This window comes from Achromobacter sp. 46006, from assembly GCF_059761975.1.
In genome coordinates this window covers 1-21,585 of record NZ_JCBANN010000062.1, presented here as the reverse complement: position 1 = coordinate 21,585, position 21,585 = coordinate 1, and the positions used below count along the sequence as shown (strand labels likewise).

Here is a 21,585-nt window from a genome sequence, read left to right as displayed (position 1 = left end):
GGCAACGCCGCGAGACCGCGGGCGTCGCGATGGCGGCGCCCGCCGCGCCGGGAACACCCGCGCGCATTGCGCTACAGTGCGGGGGGCAGGCGGAATCCGGCCATCCGGATATCCGCCCTGCGCATCCATGATCTCTTCGGCCTGGCGCGGCAACCCCGCCCGCGAGGCCGCGAACCCATGCCCCCAGGAAAAGCACAGTAGTGAACGACACCCACATGCCGGACGACGGCGACTTCGAAGACCGCAAGGAACAGGGCGCCACGCTGTGGCGCGACGACGGCTGGACCGCCCGCATCATCAAGAACGAAGACGACGACGGCTGGGCCGTCGAGATGACCCTGGACGGGCAGGCCGAACCGGCCCTGGTGGGTCCGTGGACCATGGGCCGCGACAAGAAGAACCCCAAGCCGCTGGACACCCCCGCCTTCCACACCCTGGTCAAGACCGCCAACGAAGTCCTGCGCCGTCACGAACAGCAATTGCACGCGACGCTGCACAAGAGCGTGAAGATTGATGCCGCCGCCGGCCGCGTCACCGTCAAGCTGGATATCGTGCCAGACGAGGACGAGCCCTATGCCGTGCTCAGCGCCTACGACGAATCGGGCGAACAGCTAGCCGAAATCCACGTGGCGCCTACCTACAAGCTGAGCGTGCAACGGGCCTCGGAATGGGCCCGCGGCGGATTCGGGCGCGAGGGCTGACGCACCGGCAAGCGGCGGACCGCCCTTCGCCCCGCCCTTTCCCGTCCCCCGATACAAGGGCCGGGAAACGGCCGCCAACGCCGCTCAATGGCCAGTGCTGTCGCCCTGGCGGCTGGCCTCGAACAGGAACCAGGTGCGCCGCTCGGTCTCGTCGATCCAGTTCTCGATGAGGCTGGAGCTGGCGATGTCGCGGTGCTCGTCGGTCACGTTATGGGCCTCGCGCAGCGTCGCCGCCAGGGTCTTGTTGTCTTCGCGCAGCTCGGCCAGCATGTCCAGCGGCTGCACATAATCGGCATCGTTATCGGCAATGCGCTGGGTACGCGAGATATGGCCGATGGAACGCAGCGTGGTGCCGCCAATCTTGCGAATGCGCTCGGCGATGGGATCGGTCATCGCGAACAACTGGTCGCCCTGCTCGTCCAGCAACAGGTGGTAGTCGCGAAAGTGCGGCCCGCTGACATGCCAATGGAAGTTCTTGGTCTTCAGGTACAGCGCGAACACGTCGGCCAGCACCTGGTTCAGCACCGCCGAGATATCGCGGGTGGCCGCGGCGGCCAGGTCGGTGGGGGTCGCCAGCGGGCGCTTGCGCAGCGTCTTCGCCGCCTTGGTGGTCTTCGCATTCAGTTTCTTGGCCATGAATCGCAGCTCCTGGAAATGATTCGGAAAACACGCGCGGCGCGATCGTTCGCACCGCGACACCCAGGGTAATGCCGCACGTGTGCTTTGGCAAAGACAAAGGTCAAACCCAAGCCGGACTGGCGTCAAGCTGAATGGACGCGCCTGCGCGGACGTGACGCCGGCACTAGTCCGGCAGGACCTTGCCTCCCTCCCCACGGCCGCCCAAAAAGGCGCCGCGCGCCCCGAGCGCCCGCGCCAGTGTCTCGAACACACGCGCATCGGTGGACTGGGCCACGTTGAAGCGCAGGCAGTCGCCCGCGCTCAATGACACGCTGAAGGCGTTGCCCGGCGCCAGCACCACGCCGTCGCGCAGGCAGGCGCGCGCCACGGTGGCCGCGTCAATGCCGGCCGGCAGGCGGCACCACAGGAACATGCCGGCCTTCGGCTGCAGCCACGGCACGATGCCGAGCGTCGCCAGCCGCGCCGCGGTCTGCTCGCGCTCCTCGGCCAGCCGCTGGCGCACCCATTCCATGTGCTTGCGGTAGCCGCTGTCGGTCAGGGTGCGGAACACCACGTCGGCCGCCAGCCGCCCGCCGCCGAAGGTGGTGGCGATCTTCAGGTCGGCCAGGCTGTCGATCCAGTCGGCCCGCGCCGCGATGAAACCGCAGCGCAGCGAGGCCGAGATGGTCTTGGAAAAACTGCCGATCTGGATCACCCTCGACAGGCCGTCGAACGCAGCCAGCCGCGGCGCCGGCATGTGCTCGAAGTCGGCGAAGATGTCGTCTTCGACGATCACCAGCCCGGCGCCGTCGGCGGCCTTGAGCAGCCGGTGCGCCACCAGTGGCGACAGCGTCGCGCCGGTGGGGTTGTGGATGCCCGAATTGGTGATGTACAGGCGCGGCGCGTGTTCGCGCAGCGCCGCTTCGAAACGCGCCACGTCCGGTCCCTGTGGCGTATACGGCACGCTGACCACGCGGGCCCGGTGTGCCTTGAGCAGGGCGTGGAAGTTGAAATAGCAGGGATCGTCGACCAGCACGGTATCGCCCGGTTCCAGCAGGAAGCGGCAGATCAGGTCGATCGCCTGAGTGCCGGACTCGGTCAGCATGAGCTGCTCGGGCGCGGCTTCGATGCCGGCGGCGGTCAGGCGCCGCGACAGCACCTGGCGCAGTCCGGGATGGCCGAGGGGCGTGGCGTATTCGGTCAATTCCAGAGAATCGGCCTTGGCCAGCGCGCGCAGGGCGCGGCGGATGCCGGGCTCGTACATCCAGTCGCCCGGCAGCCACCCGCAGCCGGGCCGCAGCGCGCCGGGCGCGGCCTCCAGCGACTGGCGCGAGACCCACAGCGGATCGATGTCGCGGTCCAGCTTGGGGCCGATCTCGGTCAGCGCCAGCGGCGCCACCGGGCCGGCGACGTAGAAACCCGACCCCGGCCGCGACGTGATGCTGCCTTCGGCCGCCAGGCGTTCATAGGCCTCGACCACGGTCGACACCGACACCCCCATGGCCCCGGCCTGCGCCCGCACCGACGGCAGGCGAGCGCCCGGCGAATAGGCTCGCGATGCGATGCGCGACCGCACCTGCGCCATGACCGCCTCGATCCGAGTGCCGCCCGATTTCACTACGCCTCCATCCGTATTGGACTGTTATGCATAACAGTTATTTTTAATTGTACTGGACTGTGTCTGGGGAATCCGGCGCCCGGGTGATTCACTGAAGGCTTTGCGCGGAGCAGCGGATGGACAAGGCAACGAGAGGCTGGATCAATGGTTTCATCGGCGTGGCGATCTTCGCCGGTTCCCTGCCGGCGACCCGGGTGGCGGTGGCGCAACTCGACCCCATCTTCCTGACCGGCGCCCGTGCCACCATCGCCGCCCTGCTGGGCTGGGCCCTGCTGCGGTTGCTGCGCCAGCGGCGACCGCGCCGCGCGGACCTGCCCGCCCTGGCGCTGACGGCGGTCGGCGTGGTGCTGGGCTTTCCGCTGCTCACGGCGCTGGCGCTGCGGCACGTCACCTCGGCCCATTCGATCGTGTTCCTCGGCCTGCTGCCGCTGTCCACGGCCGTGTTCGCGGTGCTGCGCGGCGGCGAACGGCCACGGCCGGCGTTCTGGCTGTTCTCGGTGGCGGGCGCGGCTTTCGTGGCGGGCTACGCGTTGATGGACGGGCTGGATGTTTCGCTCAAGGGCGACTTGCTGATGCTGGCCGCCATCGTGGTCTGCGGCATGGGCTACGCCGAAGGCGCCAGGCTGTCGCGCACGCTCGGCGGCTGGCAGGTCATCAGTTGGGCGCTGGTGCTGTCGCTGCCGGTGATGCTGCCGCTGGCGCTGTTCACCTGGCCGGCCTCGTTCGCGCAGGTCAGCGCGGCCGGCTGGATCGGCCTGGCCTATGTGTCGCTGTTCAGCATGCTGATCGGTTTCGTGTTCTGGTATCGCGGCCTGGCCCAGGGCGGCATCGCCGCGGTGGGACAGTTGCAGCTATTCCAGCCTTTCATGGGCCTGGGACTGGCGGCGCTGCTGCTGCGCGAGCCGGTAAGCTGGACCATGCTGCTGGTGACGCTGGCGGCGGTGATCTGCGTGGCCGGGGCCAGGAAGCACGCCCGCTGAGCACGGATTGCGCCACACGCGCCCGATGCCGCCAGTGCCTGGCGGTCGCACCCCCCCTGGCGCCAGCGAAAAAAAGCGCCGGCCAAAGCCGGCGCCTTTGCATTGCGGTCGGCCCGCGCGGCACTGCGTCAGCAGCAGCCGATGCGTTTCTTGCCGCCATAGCGGGCATCCTGGCGTTCGCGGAAGAAGGCCTCGTAGCTCATCGGCTCCTGATCCGGATGGGTGCGCCGCATGTGCTCGACGTAGGTTTCGTAGTCGGGCACGCCGACCATCAACCGCAGGGTCTGCCCGAGGTAGCGGCCGGCGGCGCCGGCCGCTGAAGTCATGTTGGAAAACAGCATGGCGGCGCCTCCTGGCGTCAGTCCGCGCCGGCGGCCACGGCCGGCAGGGTTTCATAGGGCGTCTCGCGCGCGGTCGGTTGGTTCTCGGCGCGGGCGCGCTGCACCGAGCGGATGCCGAACACCACGATGCTGACCACCACGAACATGAAAATCGCGCACAGGCCGGCGTTGATGTAGTCGTTGAACACCACGCGCGACATTTGCGCCAGCGACTTGGCCGGAGCCAGCACCTTGCCTTCGGCGATGGCGGCGTTGTACTTGGCCGCGTGCGCCAGGAAGCTGACCTTGGGATCGGCATGGAACAGCTTCTGCCAGCCGGCGGTCAGCGTGCACGCCAGCAGCCACAGCGTCGGCAACACGGTGACCCAGGCGTAGCGGTCGCGCTTCATCTTGAACAGCACCACGGTGCCGAGCGTCAGCGCGATCGCGGCCAGCATCTGGTTGGCGATGCCGAACAGCGGCCACAGCGTGTTGATGCCGCCCAGCGGGTCGACCACGCCCTGGTACAGGAAGTAGCCCCAGGCCGCCACGCACAGTCCGGTGGCGATCAGGTTGGCGGGCAGCGACTCGGTGCGCTTGAGCGACGGCGCGAAGGTGCCCAGCAGGTCCTGCAGCATGAAGCGGCCCGCGCGGGTGCCGGCGTCCACCGCCGTCAGGATGAACAGCGCTTCGAACAGGATCGCGAAGTGGTACCAGAACGCCATCATGCTGGGGCCGCCGATGGCCTGGTGCAGGATGTGCGCCATGCCCACGGCCAGCGTCGGCGCGCCGCCGGCGCGCGAGATGATGGTGCTTTCGCCCACGTCCTTGGCGGTCTGCACCAGGTCGGCCGGCGTCACCACGAAGCCCCAACTGGACACCACCTGGGCGACCTGGTCAGGGGTGGTGCCGATGACGGCCGCGGGGCTGTTCATGGCGTAGTAGATGCCCGGCTCGATCACGCAGGCGGCCACCAGCGCCATGATGGCGACGAACGATTCCATCAGCATGCCGCCGTAGCCGATATAGCGGGCCTGGGTTTCGTTCTCGATCAGCTTGGGCGTGGTGCCCGACGAGATCAGCGCATGGAAGCCGGACACCGCGCCGCAGGCGATGGTGATGAACAGGAACGGGAACAGGTTGCCCGACCACACCGGGCCGGAGCCGTCCACGAACTGCGTCAGCGCCGGCATTTTCAGCTCGGGCGCGACCACCACGATGCCGATGGCCAGGCCGACGATGGTGCCGATCTTCAGGAAGGTCGACAGATAATCGCGCGGCGCGAGCAGCAGCCACACCGGCAGCACCGAGGCGATGAAGCCGTAGACGATCAGGATCCAGGTCAGGCCCTTGCCGTCGAAGTCGAACATCGGGCCGATCACCGGATGCGCGGCCACATCCTGGCCGAACACGATGGCGGCCATCAGGCCGACGAAGCCGATGATGGACACCTCGCCGATCTTGCCCGGGCGGATGTAGCGCAGGTACACGCCCATGAAGAGCGCGATGGGAATGGTGACGGCCACCGTGAAGGTGCCCCACGGCGAGTGCGTCAGCGCCTTGACCACGATCAGCGCCAGCACTGCCAGGATGATGACCATGATCATGAAGGCGCCGAACAGTGCGATCACGCCCGGAATCCTGCCCAGCTCGGACTTGACCAGGTCGCCCAGCGAGCGGCCATCGCGGCGCGTCGAGATGAACAGGATGGTGAAGTCCTGCACGGCGCCGGCGAACACCACGCCGGCCAGGATCCACAGCATGCCCGGCAGGTAGCCCATCTGCGCGGCCAGCACCGGGCCGACCAGCGGGCCGGCGCCAGCGATGGCGGCGAAGTGGTGGCCGAACAGCACGTGCTTGTTGGTCGGCACGTAGTCCAGGCCGTCGTTGTACTTCCAGGCCGGCGTCATGCGCGTCGGATCAAGGCGGAACACCTTGTTGGCGATGAAGCGGCTGTAATAACGATAGGCGATCAAGTACACGCAGACGGCGGCGATCACCACCCATAGCGCGTTGATGGTCTCCCCTCTGGCCAGCGCCACGGTGCCGAGCGCGAACGCGCCCAGTACCGCAACCGCCAGCCAGACCAGGTGCTGACCCAGTCCCTTACTGCTGGTTTGCATAAGTGCTCCTCTTGCCTCCCGCCATGCTTTTGGCGTGCAACGCTTTTTTCGTCCCGCGGGCAGGCAGACTCGTTGTTGTGGGGTGGCGGACGCAAGCGTCCGCGCGGCGTCCGGTCGACGCGGGCGTTAGTATTTCGGTTTGCCCCGGACCCAACAAGCGCGGAACTACGCAAGCACGCTACGTGTTACTACGGAATGCGCCGCAGCATATTCCCCGCCGGGATCGTAAAATCGGCGGCGCGAACTCATGTCCGGCCTGGGCCCTTTTTTCTTGATGCACCGCAACACGCGCATTCGGCGCTGATACAAATCCCCTGATGAAGCTGCGCCTGAAAATCCTGCTGCTGGCCGCCGTCCCCCTGCTGGTGGCGCTGGCGGCCATTGCCGTGGCCGTCTACGTGCAGGGCCTGCAACTGGCCCAGCGCGAGAAAGAGGTGGTGGAAAGCGCCTGGCTCGGCAGCAAGGAAAGCGAGCTGCGCCACTACGTCAGCCTGGCCTACAGCGCGATTGCCCCGTTGCAGGACGCCAGCGACGGCGATGCCGCCCGCGAGCGCGCGCTGGCGCTGCTGGCGCAGATGGAATTCGGCCACGACGGCTATTTCTTCGTCTACGACCTGAAGGGCAGGAACCTGATGCACCCGCGCCAGCCCGAACTGGTCGGCCAGGATCTCTGGAACCTGCGCGACACCCAGGGGCAGCCGGTGATCCAGAACCTGCTGGCCGCCGCCCGCCGCGGCGGCAGCCAGGGCGAGGCCGTGCACTACCAGTGGGAAAAGCCCTCGACCCACCAGATGGTGGAAAAGCTCGGTTACGTGGTGGTGCTGGAACGCTGGGGCTGGATGCTCGGCACCGGCATCTACCTGGACGACGTCGAGCAGGCGCTGGCGCACATCGACGCCGCCGCCCAGGCCAACATCCGCAACATGTTCGCCTGGGTCGCCGGCATCGCCGCGGTCTCGATCCTGGGGGTGGCGGCTTGCGGCCTGGCTCTCAATATCAGCGACCACCGCCAATCCGATGCCAAGCTGCGGCTGATGGCACAGCAACTGGTGCGCTCGCAGGAAGACGAACGGGCACGCCTGTCGCGCGAGCTGCACGACGGCATCAGCCAGGTGCTGGTGTCGATCAAGCTGGCGCTGGAGGCCGCGCGCGAACGGGTACGCCAGGCCCTGGGCGCCGAGCCGCGCGCGCTGGCCCACATCGACACGCCGCTGGGCGGCGCGCTCGACCGCCTCAATACCGCATTGGGCGAGGTGCGCCGCATCTCGCACAACCTGCGCCCCACCCTGCTGGACGACCTGGGCCTGCCGGCCGCGCTGGAGCACCTGGGCCGCGAATTCGCCGGCGCCAGCCAGCACGGCGCCGCCTCCTTGACCGTGCGATTGTCGACCCAGGGCGAGCCGGTGAAGCTGCCCGAGGCCTACGCCACCGCCCTGTTCCGCGTCGCCCAGGAAGCCCTGACCAACGTGGCGCGCCACGCCGGCGCGCGCCGCGCCGACCTGACCCTGGCCTACACCGACCGCGACCTGCGCCTGACCATCCGCGACGACGGCCGCGGCTTCGACTACGCCGAAGTGCAGCAGGACCCGCGGCGCGGCATCGGCCTGCGCAACATGCGCGAGCGCATGACCGCGCTGTCCGGCAGCCTCGTTTTCGATACATCCGGCCAGGGCACCACCCTGCAGGCCTGGCTGCCGTTGCCGCCGCCCTTCTCCGACGCCTCCGACGCTTCCCGACCCGCATGACCGACCCTGGCTCCCCCATCCGACTGTTGCTGATCGACGACCACCCGCTGGTGCGCGACGGCCTGCGCCTGCGCCTGGAAACCGTGCCCCACCTGCAGGTGGTGGGCGAAGCCGGCAACGCCGCCGCCGCGCTGGCCTTTTTGCAAGCCTGCGTGGCCGAGGATCCGCAGGGCGGCACCCTGCCGCAACTGGTGCTGATGGACCTGAACATGCCGGGCGTGGGCGGCCTGGAACTGACCGGCCAACTGCACGAGCGCTATCCGCAGATCGCGGTGCTGGTGCTGTCGATGCACGACAACCCCGAATACATGTTGCAGGCGGTGCGCGCCGGCGCCCGCGGCTACCTGCTCAAGGACGAACCGGCCCAGGAGATCCTGGCCGCCATCGACACGGTCATGACCGGTCGCAGCTACTTCAGCGCCGCCGTGTCGCTGCGCCTGTCGCAGGCCAGCGCCCCCGCCACCCTGCTGACGCAGCGCGAGCGCGACGTGCTGCGCCACATCGCCAGCGGCCACGCCAACAAGCAGATCGCCCAGGCGCTGGGCCTGTCGGTGCGCACGGTCGAAACCCACCGCCTGAACATCAAGCGCAAGCTGGGCATCGACGGCCAGGCCGAACTGATCAAGTACGCGGTGGAGAACCGCGGCATATAACCCCATTGGCCGCCGGGTTTCCCGGGTGCGGAAGGCGCCGGCGCTGGGGTAGACTTGCGTGTTCATCGCCGTTGCCGGCGCGCAGCCTCTGGAGTCCCCCAATGTCATTGGAAACGCACTACACCGCCATTCTCGAAGCCCTGGGGGAAGATCCGTCCCGCGAAGGCCTGGCCGACACGCCGGCGCGCGCGGCCAAGGCCATGCGCCACTTGTGCCGCGGCTACCACCAGAACCTGGACGAAATCGTCAACGGCGCGCTGTTCACGTCCGACACCCGCGAGATCGTGCTGGTCAAGAACATCGAGCTGTATTCGCTCTGTGAACACCACATGCTGCCTTTCATCGGCAAGGCGCATGTGGCCTATCTGCCCAACGGCAAGGTGCTGGGCCTGTCGAAGGTGGCGCGCATCGTCGAGATGTACGCCCGCCGCCTGCAGATCCAGGAAAACCTCAGCCGCCAGGTGGCCGAGGCGGTGCAGTCCGTCACCGGCGCCGCCGGCGTGGCCGTTGTGATCGAGGCCCAGCACATGTGCATGATGATGCGCGGCGTCGAAAAGCAGAATTCGTCCATGGTCACCTCGGTGATGCTGGGCGAATTCCACCAAAACCCGTCGACCCGCGCCGAATTCCTCAGCCTGATCCGCTGAACGCCCCCGCATCACCAGTAGCGGCCGTCCCCAAGGGGACGGTTTTTTTGCGCATTCTCCGCCAAAAAGACTAGGGCCCGCCAGAACCGACGGCCCCGCACAAGAACGCCCGCCCTCCGTCCCACCGCCGGGCCGCCCCAAGGTGGGACAGCCCCCTTGGGGGGCAGCAAGCGCGTAGCGCGCGGCGTGGGGGGTCCCACCGCCGGGCCGCCCCAAGGTGGGACAGCCCCCTTGGGGGGCAGCAAGCGCGCAGCGCGCGGCGTGGGGGGTCCCACCGCCGGGCCGCCCCAAGGTGGGACAGCCCCCTTGGGGGGCAGCAAGCGCGTAGCGCGCGGCGTGGGGGTCCCAATAATCCCTATTGGCTCCTATCGAATACGGCATCTGGCCCTAGCGCTGTGGCTCCATCCGGGCAAACTGGCACCACTGGCCGCACCGGCACAAGCCGGTCGCGTCGGGGCGCGGCCCATTCCCTATCGGAGCTCACCATGAACGCGATTTACCGCCTCATCCGCCGTGGCATCCTCGCCGGCCTGGCCGCCGCCACCCTGCTGGCCGCGCCCGCCCATGCCCAGACCCGCCTGACCGTCGGCTACCAGCTCATCGTCGGCCCCTTCCTCACGGCCATTGCCGACGGCAGCTTCGATGCCGCCCTCAAAGAGGCCGGCTACCAGGTCGACTGGCGCCAGTTCACCTCGGGCGGCGACATTTCCACCGCCCTGGCTTCGGGCAACGTGCCGGTCGGCGTGCTCGGCTCCACCGGCATCACCTCGGCCGCCACCCGCGGCGTCGACCTGGAACTGTTCTGGGTCCTGGACAACATCGGCAAATCGGAGGCGCTGGTGGCGCGCAACGGCTCGGGCATCAACGGCACCGCCGACCTGAAGGGCAAGCGCGTCGCCACGCCGTTCGTGTCGACCTCGCACTTCCACCTGCTGGTGGGGCTGGAACAGGTCTGGAAGATCAACCCGCGCGACGTGCGCATCCTGAACATGCAGCCGCCGCAGATCGTCGCCGCCTGGCAGCGCGGCGACATCGACGCCGCCTACGTCTGGCCGCCCGCCCTGACCGAGATCGAGAAGACGGGCAAGGTCATCGCCGACTCCGAAGCCATCGGCCGCGCCAGCGTGCCGACCTTCGACGGCCTGGTGGTGGACCGCGCCTGGGCCGCCAAGAACCCCAAGTTCATGGCCGCCTTCACCGCCGTGCTGGCCAAGTCGTACGCCGCCTATCGCGCCAACCCGGCCGCCTGGACCGCCGATTCGGCCAAGGTCAAGAGCATCGTCAAGCTGATCGGCGGCAAGCCCGACGACGTGGCCGCCGCGCTCAAGCTGCTGACGTTCCCAACCGCCCAGGAACAGGCATCGCCCGAATGGCTGGGCGGCGGCAAGGAATCGGGCGCGGCGCGCGCCTTCGCCGCCAGCGCGAAATTCCTGAAGGACCAGAAGCAGATCGACAAGGCGCTGGCCGACTACAGCGCCCATGTCACCGACCAGTACGCCAAAGCGGCCGCCAAATAGCCGCGGCGATGCGCCGGGCGCGCCGCAAGCCGCGCCCGGTCCCGGCGCCCGCCTGGCCGCGGGCGTCGCACCATGCAAGGGGACCCCGCATGACTCCACCCGCCACGCCCGCCGCGCAGGCCCTGCGCGCGGACCACGTCAGCGTCACCTACCCCGGCCTGCACGACAGCGGACCGGTGATCGCGCTGCAGGACGTCAACCTGACCATCGAACCCGGCGAATTCGTCGTCGCGCTGGGCGCCTCCGGCTGCGGCAAGACCACGCTGCTTAGCCTGTTGGCCGGGTTCCTGTCGCCTACCGACGGCGAGATCACCTTGGGCGGCAGGCCCATCACCGGCCCCGGCGCCGACCGCGGCGTGGTGTTCCAGAAGCACGCGCTGCTGCCCTGGCTGAACGTGCTGGAGAACACCGAATTCGGCCTCAAGCTGCAAGGCGTGGACAAGGAGACCCGCCGCGCCCGCGCCCGTCGCAACCTGGAGCTGGTGGGCCTGAAGGACTTTCACCGCCACATGATCTATCAGTTGTCCGGCGGCATGCAGCAACGCGTCGGCATCGCCCGCGCCCTGACCTGCGATCCGGCCATGCTGCTGATGGACGAGCCGATGGCGGCGCTGGACGCGCTGACGCGCGAGACTATCCAGGAGCTGCTGCTGGATATCTGGCGCCAGACCGGCAAGATGTTCTTCTTCATCACCCATAGCGTGGAAGAGGCGCTGTTCCTGGGCTCGCGGCTGATCGTCATGTCGCCGCGCCCCGGACGCATCACCCACACCTTCCAGCCGGACTTCAACCGGCGCTACCTGGAGACGCGCGATGGCCGCGGCATCAAATCAAGTCCCGACTTCATCGCCATGCGCGAGCAAGTCCTCGGCATCATCTATGGCGACGAGCTTGCCGCCGCCGACGCGCAGGCCGTCCATGCCTAGCGGCCTGGGCGGCCGCCGGCCCGCCGCGCCCGGCAAGGTGTATGGCGCGCCGGGCGCCGGCTACAGCGGCCACATCAGCCTGCTGACCAGCATCGCGCTGCTGGCGCTGTGGTTCCTGGCCACCAACGCCGGCTGGGTCAAGCCGCTGTTCCTGCCGTCGCCGCAGGCGGTATACGGCAAGTTCGTGTCCGCCATGACCGAGGGCGTGGCCAACTCGACCCTGGCCGAGCACGCCCTGGCCAGCCTGACGCGGGTGTTTTCCGCATTCTTCCTGGCCTGCGCCACCGCCATTCCGGTCGGCATCCTGATGGGCGTGAACCGCTACGCCCGCGGCATCTTCGATCCGCCGATCGAGTTCTACCGCCCGCTGCCGCCGCTGGCCTACCTGCCGCTCATCATCATCTGGTTCGGCATCGGCGAGTTCCCCAAGATCCTGCTGATCTATCTGGCCATCTTCGCGCCCATGGCAATCGCCGCGCGGGCCGGCGTGCGCTCGGTGTCGATCGAGCAGATCCACGCCGCCTACGCCATGGGCGGCAGCCGCATGCAGATCGTCTGGCACGTGATCCTGAAGGCCGCCATGCCCGAGATCTTCACCGGCATGCGCATCGGCATCGGCGTGGGCTGGACCACGCTGGTGGCCGCCGAAATGGTGGCGGCGGACCGCGGGCTGGGCTTCATGGTGCTGAACGCCGCGCAGTTCCTGGCCAGCGACACGGTCATCATGGGCATCATCGTGATCGGCGTGTTCGCGTTCGCGTTCGATCTGCTGGTGCGGTATCTGGAGAGGTTCGCGATTCCGTGGAAGGGGCGGATCTGAACGCTGGTTCACCGGGCGCGGCGCGATGCCGCGCCCTACCAGTGATAGCCGATATCGATCTCACCGCCATAACCATGCCGGTGCTGACTGCCCACCTCGCCCGCCAGTTGCGCGGACAGCGTGACCGCCTTGCCCAGAACACCATGCACGCCCGCGGCCAGTTCCATCGCGTCCCGCATGGGCGCGGCTTCGAACTCGTTCGGCCCCATCCGCACCGAAGGCCCATCGCCGCGATGCAGCCAATCGACCTCCAGGTAGGGCTGCACGGCAGAACGGCCGTCGCCGGATGCAACCCCGGAATAGAGGCGCACCCCGCTACGCGCAAGCCAGGTGTTTTCCGTGGCGCCAGCAATACGCGAGCCCGGCAAAGAGGCAGCCTGCGCGTCATAGTGACTGTATGCCACCTGCACCTTCGGTTGCACCACCAGGCTGCCCAACGCCGAGCCGGCGGCGAACGGATGAAGCGCGTATCCGGTCTCGAACGCCGAGGTCCACGTGTCGGCGCGGTAGCGCGCCGATCCCAGTTCACTGCCAAGCTGGTTGGTGTAGCGGCCATACTGCAGCGAGACATCGGCATAGGCTCCCACGCGGGTCAGGTCATCCTGGTAGACGGTGGCGTAGGCGCCCACTGAATAGCCGGACACCTTGCCACGCGCGCTTATCCGTACCGGCCGGGATGCGCCCGCCGGCAGAATCGTGGCGAGCGAGCGCACACGCGCCTCGCCATAGCCGCCCATCACGCCCGCATGGATCGCCGCCTCTTCACCCAAAAAGGCGTGCAGCAGGTCGCCGCCCATCTGCAACACCGAGCTATCGATGGCGATGTCATCGTCGCCGTCGCGCATGCGCATGCCATTGTCCCGTCGCGCCACGACCCGCGTCCAGGTTCCCTGGCCATCAGCCGCGGCGGCCGTCGCCCGATCCTGCATGCCATGCATGAAGAACCGCTGGCTGGCAATCTGGTTGCCGACGTACGCACCACTCTCGGGAGAGATGTTCCTGATGCGGCCGTTCGCGGGCCCCGCCGCGGCCCCGGCATTGGCGCCGGCTTGCGCGGCCCCGTCTGAAGGCGCCAAGGGCGGTATCGATTCCTGCGGCGTCCCGTATGCCGACGTCAGATACCAGTCGGCGGCGACGCCCCCTTTGCCTCCGCGCGCCAGGCTGTATTCATAGCCGTTCACGGCCAGCGTGCCCGAACTGGCGCGAAATCCGGTCGAGCCGGCGTCCAGGTGAAACGCATTGGCCGTTGTGGTGCCGCCATTCACGGTCTGCACCAGCCGTATGCCCTGCCGCGTCTGGCCGCCGCTGCCTCCCGCGTCGACGATCCGCAGCGCGGTATCGCCCGTCGTGCTGCCGCCGTTGATGACCAGCCGGTCCGTGGGCGATGCATCATCGCCCATGCGCGTATTCAGCACCAGCAGGCCGCCTCCCACGTAATGGTCGACCGTCACGGTCTTGAAGCCGCCGGAGGCGCCGGGAGCAACGAAGGCAACGGTACCGGCATTGTCCAACGTCGCCAGCGAGGAGTCGCCGCGCACGCGCCAAGTGCTGGACGCATCCAACGCCAGCCGGGCCACACGCGCCCCCTTGCGCTCGACCAGCGCGCCCGTCAGCGTCGATCCACGCGCGAGCGCGATATCGGCGGTGCCGCTCTCCATGAGTACGTCACCCGTCAGTTGCGAGGCCATCGCGTTTAATCCGACCCTGCCCGTGGCGATATCGATGGGCGTGGTCGTGCCGGCTGGAACGCGCACCCCAGCCTGCTCAGTCGACTGTGAATGCAGCAGGATGCCGCTATCGCTCGCGCCGCCGGCGCGTCCCGTGATCGTCGCCGAATCCAGTGTGAACTGATGGTCGCCCCCGGCCGTCATCAGGCCGGCGCCGTCCTGCATTTCGATGCGGCTGCCCGCGGACAGCGAAATGCTATTGCGAGTGCCCGGCGCGGAAGCATAGCTGGCGATGCCCCAGGCATGGCGGCCGACGACATCGAGCCGGGTCGCATCCAGGCGCAGGCTGCCGTTGTCCATGACCTCGGCGCCGTTGCCGCTAGCGGTGACCTTGCTGCCGGTCGCCGCTAGCTGGGCTCCCCCTCCCCTCACGAACAGGCCGGTCGTCGCGCCACCGTGCGTGACAATCGAAACGTCGTCCAGGTCGAGGCGTCCGCCCGCGTTTTCCACCAGCGCGCCAAAGGCCTGGTCGCCGAAGGTCTCGATGCGCGTGCGTGTCGCGCTGATGCTGGCGGGTCCCCCCTGGTCCGCGGCGACCTTCAATCCGTGACTGGCCTGGCCCTGCGTGACAATCTCGGCATCCCGCACGAGCATCGAGCCCCTCGTGACCAACGCACCCACGGTTGTCGTGTCCGGGGCGCCCGCATTGATCACGTTGGCGTCGACCGTCATCACGCCGGTCGGGCTCGACACTTCGAGCGCGGCGCCCGGTCCGCTGTAGTTGATCGGCACCGCCGGCAGCAGCGTCAGTTGTTGGACGGTGGATTTTTCCGTGATCTTCAATGGCGCGGCATGCGCCCGGGGGGCTAGCGCGAACAGGGCGGCGCCGAGTGCGGCCAGCAAGAACGGAATGGGGCGGGACGACATGACGATAGGCTCCGGGCTCCCGCGGCCAGGCCGCCCCCTTGCTACGCCATCATTCACGCTGGACTGGCGTAACAGAGTATCGAGAGTGCTCGCAATGGAGTCATGCGTTGTTCAAGACGCCATGTTCCAAGAAACCGCTTGTCGGCAATATCAGACAGTTCCTAAACTCCGATTGTTTGTGCCATGCGTGCCCGTCCTGTCGCATGAAACAGTATTGCGGCGCTAGAACGCGGCCGGTCCGATAGCCGTAAGTCAGTGCGCCCAGGGAGTCTCTCGAATGGAGCGTGTCATGCGCCGCCTGCTTTTGGCCCTTGTCGTCGCGAGCGCGGCGGCCGCCTTGCCTGCATGCCCCGCGCGGGCTGGCGCCCCGATACAGATCAGCGTCATGGCCTCCGGGGTGGACGCCTTCGACGAAAAGTACACGCGCGCGGTGATCCGCCCGTTCGAGGCACAGCATCCCGACATCCAGGTCAGCTACTACCCAGTGCGCGATTCGCGCAATGCCATGTCGGTACTGCGTTCGCAAAGAATGGGACCACGGATCGACGTGGTTATCCTGGACCCCGCCAACGCGCGCCAGGCCCAGCGCGAGGGCCTCATCACGCCCATGGATCCGCGGCTGATTCCCAATGCCGCGGACCTGGGCCCGCTGGGCCGCGAGCTTGGTCTGTGGGCGTTGCCCGCGATGCACGACACCATGAACCTGGTCTACGCCGAGTCGGCATTTTCCAGACCGCCCGCCAGTTGGCGCGAGATGTGGGACCCGAAGTACCGCGGCAAGCTCACCATCGCGGCCAACGCCGGACTCGACGGCAGCATGATCGCGCTGACACTGCTGGCGAACCGCCTTGCGGGGATGCCAGACAACGCCGCGAGTTTCGAACCGGGCTTCGCCTACCTGGAACAGCTCGGGCCCAATGTCCTGACCTGGACGCCCCGTCCCAGCCAGTACTGGCTGGTCGCCCACCGCCAGGCACTGCTGGCGGTGGGCTGGAATTCCCGCAGCGAAACCCACAAGGCCACGCTGGAGGGCTATGCCACGACAGTACCCACGGAAGGCACGGTCGTCGTGACGCTCATGATCGCCCAGGTGGCGGACCGCCCCAACAGCGAGGCCGCGCAGGCCTTCATCAATTATTCGCTGAGCCCGCAGGCGCAGCAGGCCTTCGCGCAAGCCATGTTCTATGCGCCATCGAATCAGAAGACCCAGGTCAGCGACGCCGTGCGGGCCCGTATTCCGCTGCTGTCCCCCGATGTCGCCGCCTCCGTGATCCCGGTGGACTGGACCGGATTCTCGCCCGAACAGCTTGGCGCGATGGTGGCCGCCTGGCAGACCCGTATCATGCGGACGGCGCGGTAACATCGCGCTGCACCAGCCTTGCCAACGCCAGCGCGCCGCCGGCAGGCCGGCGCGGTACCTGCGCCCCAACGCCCATGGAGAATCGCGCATCCGACCTGGATTAACGGACGGCTGCCGTTCCATTTTTCCATCAGCGTGTTCAAGCCGGAATCCCCGGCAGGGCAATCCCGCATTCCTTTCGTCCATGCCGCTCCTCTATCCTGGGGGTTCCGTCCCTGGTCATGTCTGGCGCCTCGCGCCCGCGCCCGCGCCGGCCGGGACGCGCCGCCACTACAAGGAGCCGCCATGTCCAGCCAGGCCTCGATGCTCAAGCCGGTGTTGTGGGAACGCCTGTTCGAACGCGAAAGCGCCCCCAACCTCAGCCTGCAGGGCCGCGTACGGCAGATGCTGGTGTCGGCGATCCTCAGCGGCCACCTGCCGCCTGGCGCGCCGGTGCCGTCCAGCCGCTACCTGGCCGACCAGTTGCGCATCGCCCGCAACACCGTGGTGTTCGCCTACCAGCAACTGGTCAGCGAAGGCTACCTGGAATCGCGCGAACGCAGCGGCCATTTCGTCCACGACGGCGTGCTCGACGGCCGCGCCACGCCCCCGCCCGCGGACATGGATGCGGCGCCGTCGGCCGATCACGTGCGCTGGGAAGAACGGCTGCGCTTTCGCCCCAGCCGCCAGCGCAACATCGTCAAGCCGCGCGACTGGCAGAAGCAGCCCTACCCCTTCGTCTATGGCCAATTCGACCAGGACCTGTTCCCCACCGCCGAGTGGCGCGAATGCTGCATCAAGGCCCTGTCGGTGCTGGACATCCGCAGTTGGGCGCCCGACCTCATCACCCATGACGACACCGCGCTGATCGAGCAGATCCGCACCCAGGTGCTGCCGCGCCGCGGCGTGTGGGCCGATGCCGAGGAAATCGTCATCACGGTCGGCGCCCAGCACGCGCTCTACCTGCTGGCGGATCTACTGGTCAACGACGACACCGTGGTCGGCATGGAAGACCCCGGCTACCCCGATGCGCGCAACATTTTCGCCAGCCATACCCGGCACCTGCTGCCGTTGCCGGTGGACGACCAGGGCCTGCGCACCGGCACCCACCTGCTGGGCTGCGACTACGTGTTCGTCACGCCGGGCCACCAGTGCCCCACCACCGTGACCCTGGGGCCGGCGCGGCGCGAGGAACTGCTGACGCTGGCGCGCCAGGCCGACAGCCTCATCATCGAAGACGACTTCGAGAGCGAAAGCCGCTGGGGCGACGGCGCCATCCCGGCGCTCAAGAGCCTGGACCGCGACGGCCGCGTGATCTACGTCGGCAGCCTGGCCAAGTCGTTCGCGCCGGGGCTGCGCATCGGCTATATCGTCGCGCCGCGCGAACTCACCGCCGAACTGCGCGCGCTGCGCCGCCTGATGCTGCGCCATCCCTCCGCCTATATCCAGCGCGCGTTCTCGCTGTTCATCTCGCTGGGCCACCACCATGCGCTGCTGCGGCGCCAGTCGCAGGCGTACCAGAAGCGCGGGGCGGAACTGGCGGACGCGCTGGCGCGCTGGCTGCCCGACTTCAGCGCCGTGCCCATCACCGGCTCGTCCTCGTGCTGGCTTAAGGGTCCGCAATGGCTGGATGCCACGGAGCTGGCGCAGACCGCGCTGGCCGAAGGCGTGGTGGTGGAGCCGGGCCAGGTGTTCTTCATGGACGCGGCCGGCGCGCCGCGCAACTTCCTGCGGGTCGGCTTCACCTCCATTCGCGCCGAGCATATCGGCCCGGGCATAGAGAAGCTGGCGCAGGTGGTGCACCGCTTTCGCTTGCGGGCCGCCGCGTAGCGGCCGCCCTCCTCTTCGGTACCAAGTTCCTCAGGCTGCGGCGCAACGCGCCGAGACTGAAGTCGTCTGATTTATCGACGGCTGCGGCGCCAGGCTCGCCAATCTCAAGTTCAATTCCACTCCAGTAAGGATGACGGGAAGACTCCGCACAGGAATCTTTCCGCCAGCGCCTGCCTGCCCCCCCGAACGCACGGCGCGGCAAACGCCCGCCGCTCGGATTGAACCGACGTCGAATGCCACGACGGCCCCCCTCTCCCTCCTGGCCGCAGCCCCCACCATGAACAAGGTCCACTCGCTCAAATACAACCATCAGAACCAGTTGGTGCCGGTATCCGAGGTATGCCGGGCGCGCAAACGCGGGTCGGCCACCGGCAGCACCCGGCGCGCTCGGCGGCAGGGCTCGCGTGCTACGCTCGCCACCGCCTTGCCGCTGCTGGCAGCCGCCCTGTTTTCGGCCGCGGCCTGCGCCAGCTACGTCAGCATCGACATTCCCTACCAGACCTACCGCGATTTCGCCGAGAACAAGGGGGCTTTCCAGCCCGGCGCCCTGGGCATTCCCATCCTCAACAAGGACGGCACGCTGCGCGGCAATTCAAGCGCCGCCATCCCATTCATCGATTTTTCCAGCGTCAGCAACGACCGCGCCATTGAAACCCTGATCACGCCCCAATATGCCGTGGGCGTGGCGCACAACGTCGATCACGACGAGGCCCGCTTCGGCGGCACCGTGTACTCCCAGATCAGGAGAGACCTGCACCCCAATTACCATGTAGTGCGCGATTACACCCAGGAATGGGATTTCGACCTTACCCGCATGAGCAAACTGGTGACCGACGTCGCGCCCATCGCCAGGTCCGTGGTGGCGCGGGCGCCGGTGTCGGCGCTGAACGGCAACGACAGGGATCGCTGGACAGAGGCGCAGCGCCAGCAGTTTCCGTTGTTCTACCGCGTCGGCATGGGTATCCAGTTCGTCGGCCCGAATCCAGACCTGGGCGTCAACATGGCCGATGTCGATCCCAACCCTGTCGACATGCCCCTCAAGGACGGCGAGCACTATCTCGGCTATGCCTACCGATGGGCGACGGGCGGCATGGTGACGCCGACCTGGTCGAACGAGACTTTCGTCATCGCCCAGGGAGACAAGGGCCTGCTGCCGTCATACGTGGAGCAAGGCGACAGCGGCTCCCCCCTGTTTGCCTGGGACGCCGCGAAGGAACAATGGGTGGTGGCCGGCACGGCGGCGGACCTGAAAATGTCCGAGCAGGGCAGCTACGTCTATTGGTCACACCTGCCCGATGACTTCATCGACAGCATCCTCAACAAGGATAACGACCCGGACGTCATCCATACGGCCGGCAACGGGGCGCTGGCCTGGACCTTCGACAGTACCCAGGGCACGGGTACCCTGCAACAGACAGCCGGCCCCTCCTACACCATGCACGGTTACAAGAAGTCGCCGACCTTTGCGCTGACCAACAGCGCGCTCGACTTCCCTGGCCTGGATGCGGGAAAGAACCTCGCCTTTCGAACCGCGAGCGGCAGGGGCGCCGGCCAGATCAGCCTGAAAGACTCGGTCAACCAGGGCGCCGGCGCACTGACTTTCCACAACGACTACACCGTTTCCCCCGATACGAACCAGACCTGGATGGGCGCAGGCATCGACGTGAAGCAGGACGTCACGGTCGCGTGGAACGTCAATGGCGTAGCCGGCGACAACCTGCACAAGATTGGCGCCGGCACCCTGGCCATCGGCGGCACCGGCGTCAACCCGGGCGGCCTGCGGGTGGGTGACGGCAAGGTCATCCTCTCGCAACGGCCGGACGCTGACGACAAGGTCCAGGCATTCGCCGGCATCACCATTGCCAGCGGCCGCGCCGAAGTCGTGCTGGGCGACGCCAGGCAGGTCAATCCCGACCGCATCCAGTGGGGTGCGCGCGGCGGCGTGCTGGACATCAACGGCAACGACATCACGTTCAATCAGCTCGCCGACAACGCCCTGGACCATGGCGCCACGATCGCCAACCGCGCCGCGCGAAAGGCCGGCGTGACGGTCAACCTGAGCCCGGTCGCCCCCGCCGCGGTCACCGACTACATCATCATGCCGTCCCGCCCCGGTACCGGGGTACGCGGCGACCTGTACAGGCGCGGCGTAAACTATTTTGTCCTGAAGCAGAACAGCTTCGCGACCGTTCCTTCGGCGGCCACCCTAACCAGCGACGACTACTGGGAATACGCCGGACAACGCCAGAATCTCGCGCTGGAATTGGCCAACGCGCGCAAGCGGGAATACTTTCCCACCCGCACCGAATTCATTTTCGCGGGAAGCCTGACAGACAATCTCGACGTCGACATCGTCAACCAGGCGAACACGGCCTTCATCGCCAACGGCGACATTGCCATCGGCGGCAACGCCGTCAGCGCGCGCCTGGGCGAAGTGGTTTTCCAGGGGCATCCCGTCATCCATGCCACCAATACGCCGGATGTCGCGCAGATGCTGCGGGATCTCGGCGATGACTCGGTGCTGACCCAATCCGTATCGTTCGACCAGCCGGATTGGGAAACGCGCCATTTCACCCTCGGCAAACTGGCGCTGACGGACACCACTTTCCGCCTGGCGCGCAATGCCGACCTGCAGGGCGACATCGACGCGCGCCGCGCGCAGGTCATCCTGGGCAGCCCGCTGCTGTACATCGACAGGAACGATGGCAGCCCGTTGACGCAGGAACCGGAACGGGGCAGTTCCATCGCCGCCAAGGATGCCGACAAGAGCAGCTACCACGGAAAGGTCACCTTGCAGGACAGCGCCACGTTGGAAATCCGCGAGAGATTCGACGGCGCCATCGATGCCAGCGACAGCACCGTCAGCGTGCTTTCCGATCAGGCGGCGCTGACGGCGCACAGCCGGTTCGCCGCCAGTACCTTGGCCCTGGAACGCGATTCGCATCTCACGGCCTCGGGCGGCTGGTACGACGATGGCACCGTCACGCTGGCGGACGGCGCGGTGCTGACGTTGTCCGGCGCGCCCGCGGGTCCGGCCCATTACTTCACCCAGGCCATCGTGTTGCAGGGCGACAATACGACCCTGCGCCTGGCGCCGGGCAGCTTTTCGTTCAGCGACCTGTCCAGCCCGGCCGCCAGCCGCATCACGCTGGGC

General features: G+C 67.7%; 16 protein-coding genes. 11 read left to right on the top strand and 5 right to left on the bottom strand.

The window, feature by feature from the left end; all coding sequences use genetic code 11:
- Nucleotides 1-200 precede the first annotated feature (200 nt).
- A complete protein-coding gene (locus AC6LKG_RS22150) occupies nucleotides 201-701 on the top strand; it encodes a hypothetical protein (RefSeq protein ID WP_175189573.1) in 501 nt (166 codons plus the stop codon).
- An 84-nt stretch (nucleotides 702-785) separates the two neighbouring features.
- Here the strand turns inward: AC6LKG_RS22150 and AC6LKG_RS22145 are convergent, their stop codons facing one another.
- Nucleotides 786-1,337, bottom strand: coding sequence for a Dps family protein (locus tag AC6LKG_RS22145; RefSeq protein ID WP_498168194.1), 552 nt, complete (start codon nucleotides 1,335-1,337; stop codon nucleotides 786-788).
- 166 nt (nucleotides 1,338-1,503) lie between these two features.
- The gene (locus tag AC6LKG_RS22140; RefSeq protein ID WP_498168215.1) at nucleotides 1,504-2,904 is read right to left on the bottom strand and encodes an aminotransferase-like domain-containing protein; all 1,401 of its coding nucleotides are present in this window, start codon (nucleotides 2,902-2,904) and stop codon (nucleotides 1,504-1,506) included.
- Nucleotides 2,905-3,053: 149 nt separating this feature from the next.
- On the opposite strand from AC6LKG_RS22140, the gene AC6LKG_RS22135 reads away from it, so the two are divergent.
- Nucleotides 3,054-3,917: a DMT family transporter gene (locus AC6LKG_RS22135; protein ID WP_498168191.1), complete on the top strand. Its 864-nt coding sequence runs from the start codon at nucleotides 3,054-3,056 to the stop codon at nucleotides 3,915-3,917.
- A gap of 128 nt (nucleotides 3,918-4,045) precedes the next feature.
- On the opposite strand, the gene AC6LKG_RS22130 is transcribed toward AC6LKG_RS22135, so the two are convergent.
- Nucleotides 4,046-4,258 (bottom strand): YbdD/YjiX family protein, encoded by a 213-nt coding sequence (locus AC6LKG_RS22130; protein WP_006219198.1) that lies wholly within the window; start codon nucleotides 4,256-4,258, stop codon nucleotides 4,046-4,048.
- A gap of 17 nt (nucleotides 4,259-4,275) precedes the next feature.
- On the bottom strand, nucleotides 4,276-6,360 hold the full coding sequence (locus tag AC6LKG_RS22125) for a carbon starvation CstA family protein (protein ID WP_498168188.1): 2,085 nt from the start codon (nucleotides 6,358-6,360) through the stop codon (nucleotides 4,276-4,278).
- Between the two features lie 317 nt (nucleotides 6,361-6,677).
- Here AC6LKG_RS22125 and AC6LKG_RS22120 point away from each other — a divergent pair, with 317 nt between their 5' ends.
- From AC6LKG_RS22120 to AC6LKG_RS22095, 6 genes are all read left to right on the top strand, one after another.
- A complete protein-coding gene (locus tag AC6LKG_RS22120; protein ID WP_498168186.1) occupies nucleotides 6,678-8,105 on the top strand; it encodes a cache domain-containing protein in 1,428 nt (475 codons plus the stop codon).
- Nucleotides 8,102-8,758 (top strand): response regulator, encoded by a 657-nt coding sequence (locus tag AC6LKG_RS22115; protein WP_498168183.1) that lies wholly within the window; start codon nucleotides 8,102-8,104, stop codon nucleotides 8,756-8,758. The genes AC6LKG_RS22120 and AC6LKG_RS22115 overlap by 4 nt, the downstream gene beginning before the upstream one ends.
- A gap of 101 nt (nucleotides 8,759-8,859) precedes the next feature.
- Entirely contained in the window at nucleotides 8,860-9,405 is a 546-nt protein-coding gene (gene folE / locus AC6LKG_RS22110; protein ID WP_498168181.1) for a GTP cyclohydrolase I FolE, read from the top strand.
- Nucleotides 9,406-9,890: 485 nt separating this feature from the next.
- Entirely contained in the window at nucleotides 9,891-10,922 is a 1,032-nt protein-coding gene (gene tauA / locus AC6LKG_RS22105; protein WP_498168179.1) for a taurine ABC transporter substrate-binding protein, read from the top strand.
- An 89-nt stretch (nucleotides 10,923-11,011) separates the two neighbouring features.
- A complete protein-coding gene (locus tag AC6LKG_RS22100) occupies nucleotides 11,012-11,848 on the top strand; it encodes a taurine ABC transporter ATP-binding protein (RefSeq protein WP_049074125.1) in 837 nt (278 codons plus the stop codon).
- Nucleotides 11,841-12,668 (top strand): ABC transporter permease subunit, encoded by an 828-nt coding sequence (locus tag AC6LKG_RS22095; protein WP_498168177.1) that lies wholly within the window; start codon nucleotides 11,841-11,843, stop codon nucleotides 12,666-12,668. Before AC6LKG_RS22100 ends, AC6LKG_RS22095 begins: the two co-directional genes overlap by 8 nt.
- A gap of 35 nt (nucleotides 12,669-12,703) precedes the next feature.
- Here the strand turns inward: AC6LKG_RS22095 and AC6LKG_RS22090 are convergent, their stop codons facing one another.
- Entirely contained in the window at nucleotides 12,704-15,262 is a 2,559-nt protein-coding gene (locus AC6LKG_RS22090) for an autotransporter family protein (protein ID WP_498168174.1), read from the bottom strand.
- A gap of 385 nt (nucleotides 15,263-15,647) precedes the next feature.
- Here AC6LKG_RS22090 and AC6LKG_RS22085 point away from each other — a divergent pair, with 385 nt between their 5' ends.
- From AC6LKG_RS22085 to AC6LKG_RS22075, 3 genes are all read left to right on the top strand, one after another.
- On the top strand, nucleotides 15,648-16,622 hold the full coding sequence (locus tag AC6LKG_RS22085; protein ID WP_498168172.1) for an ABC transporter substrate-binding protein: 975 nt from the start codon (nucleotides 15,648-15,650) through the stop codon (nucleotides 16,620-16,622).
- 285 nt (nucleotides 16,623-16,907) lie between these two features.
- Nucleotides 16,908-18,431 (top strand): MocR-like pyridoxine biosynthesis transcription factor PdxR, encoded by a 1,524-nt coding sequence (gene pdxR / locus AC6LKG_RS22080; protein WP_498168170.1) that lies wholly within the window; start codon nucleotides 16,908-16,910, stop codon nucleotides 18,429-18,431.
- Nucleotides 18,432-18,708: 277 nt separating this feature from the next.
- The coding region (locus tag AC6LKG_RS22075) for a S6 family peptidase (RefSeq protein WP_498168167.1) at nucleotides 18,709-21,585 on the top strand (2,877 nt) is incomplete at its 3' end.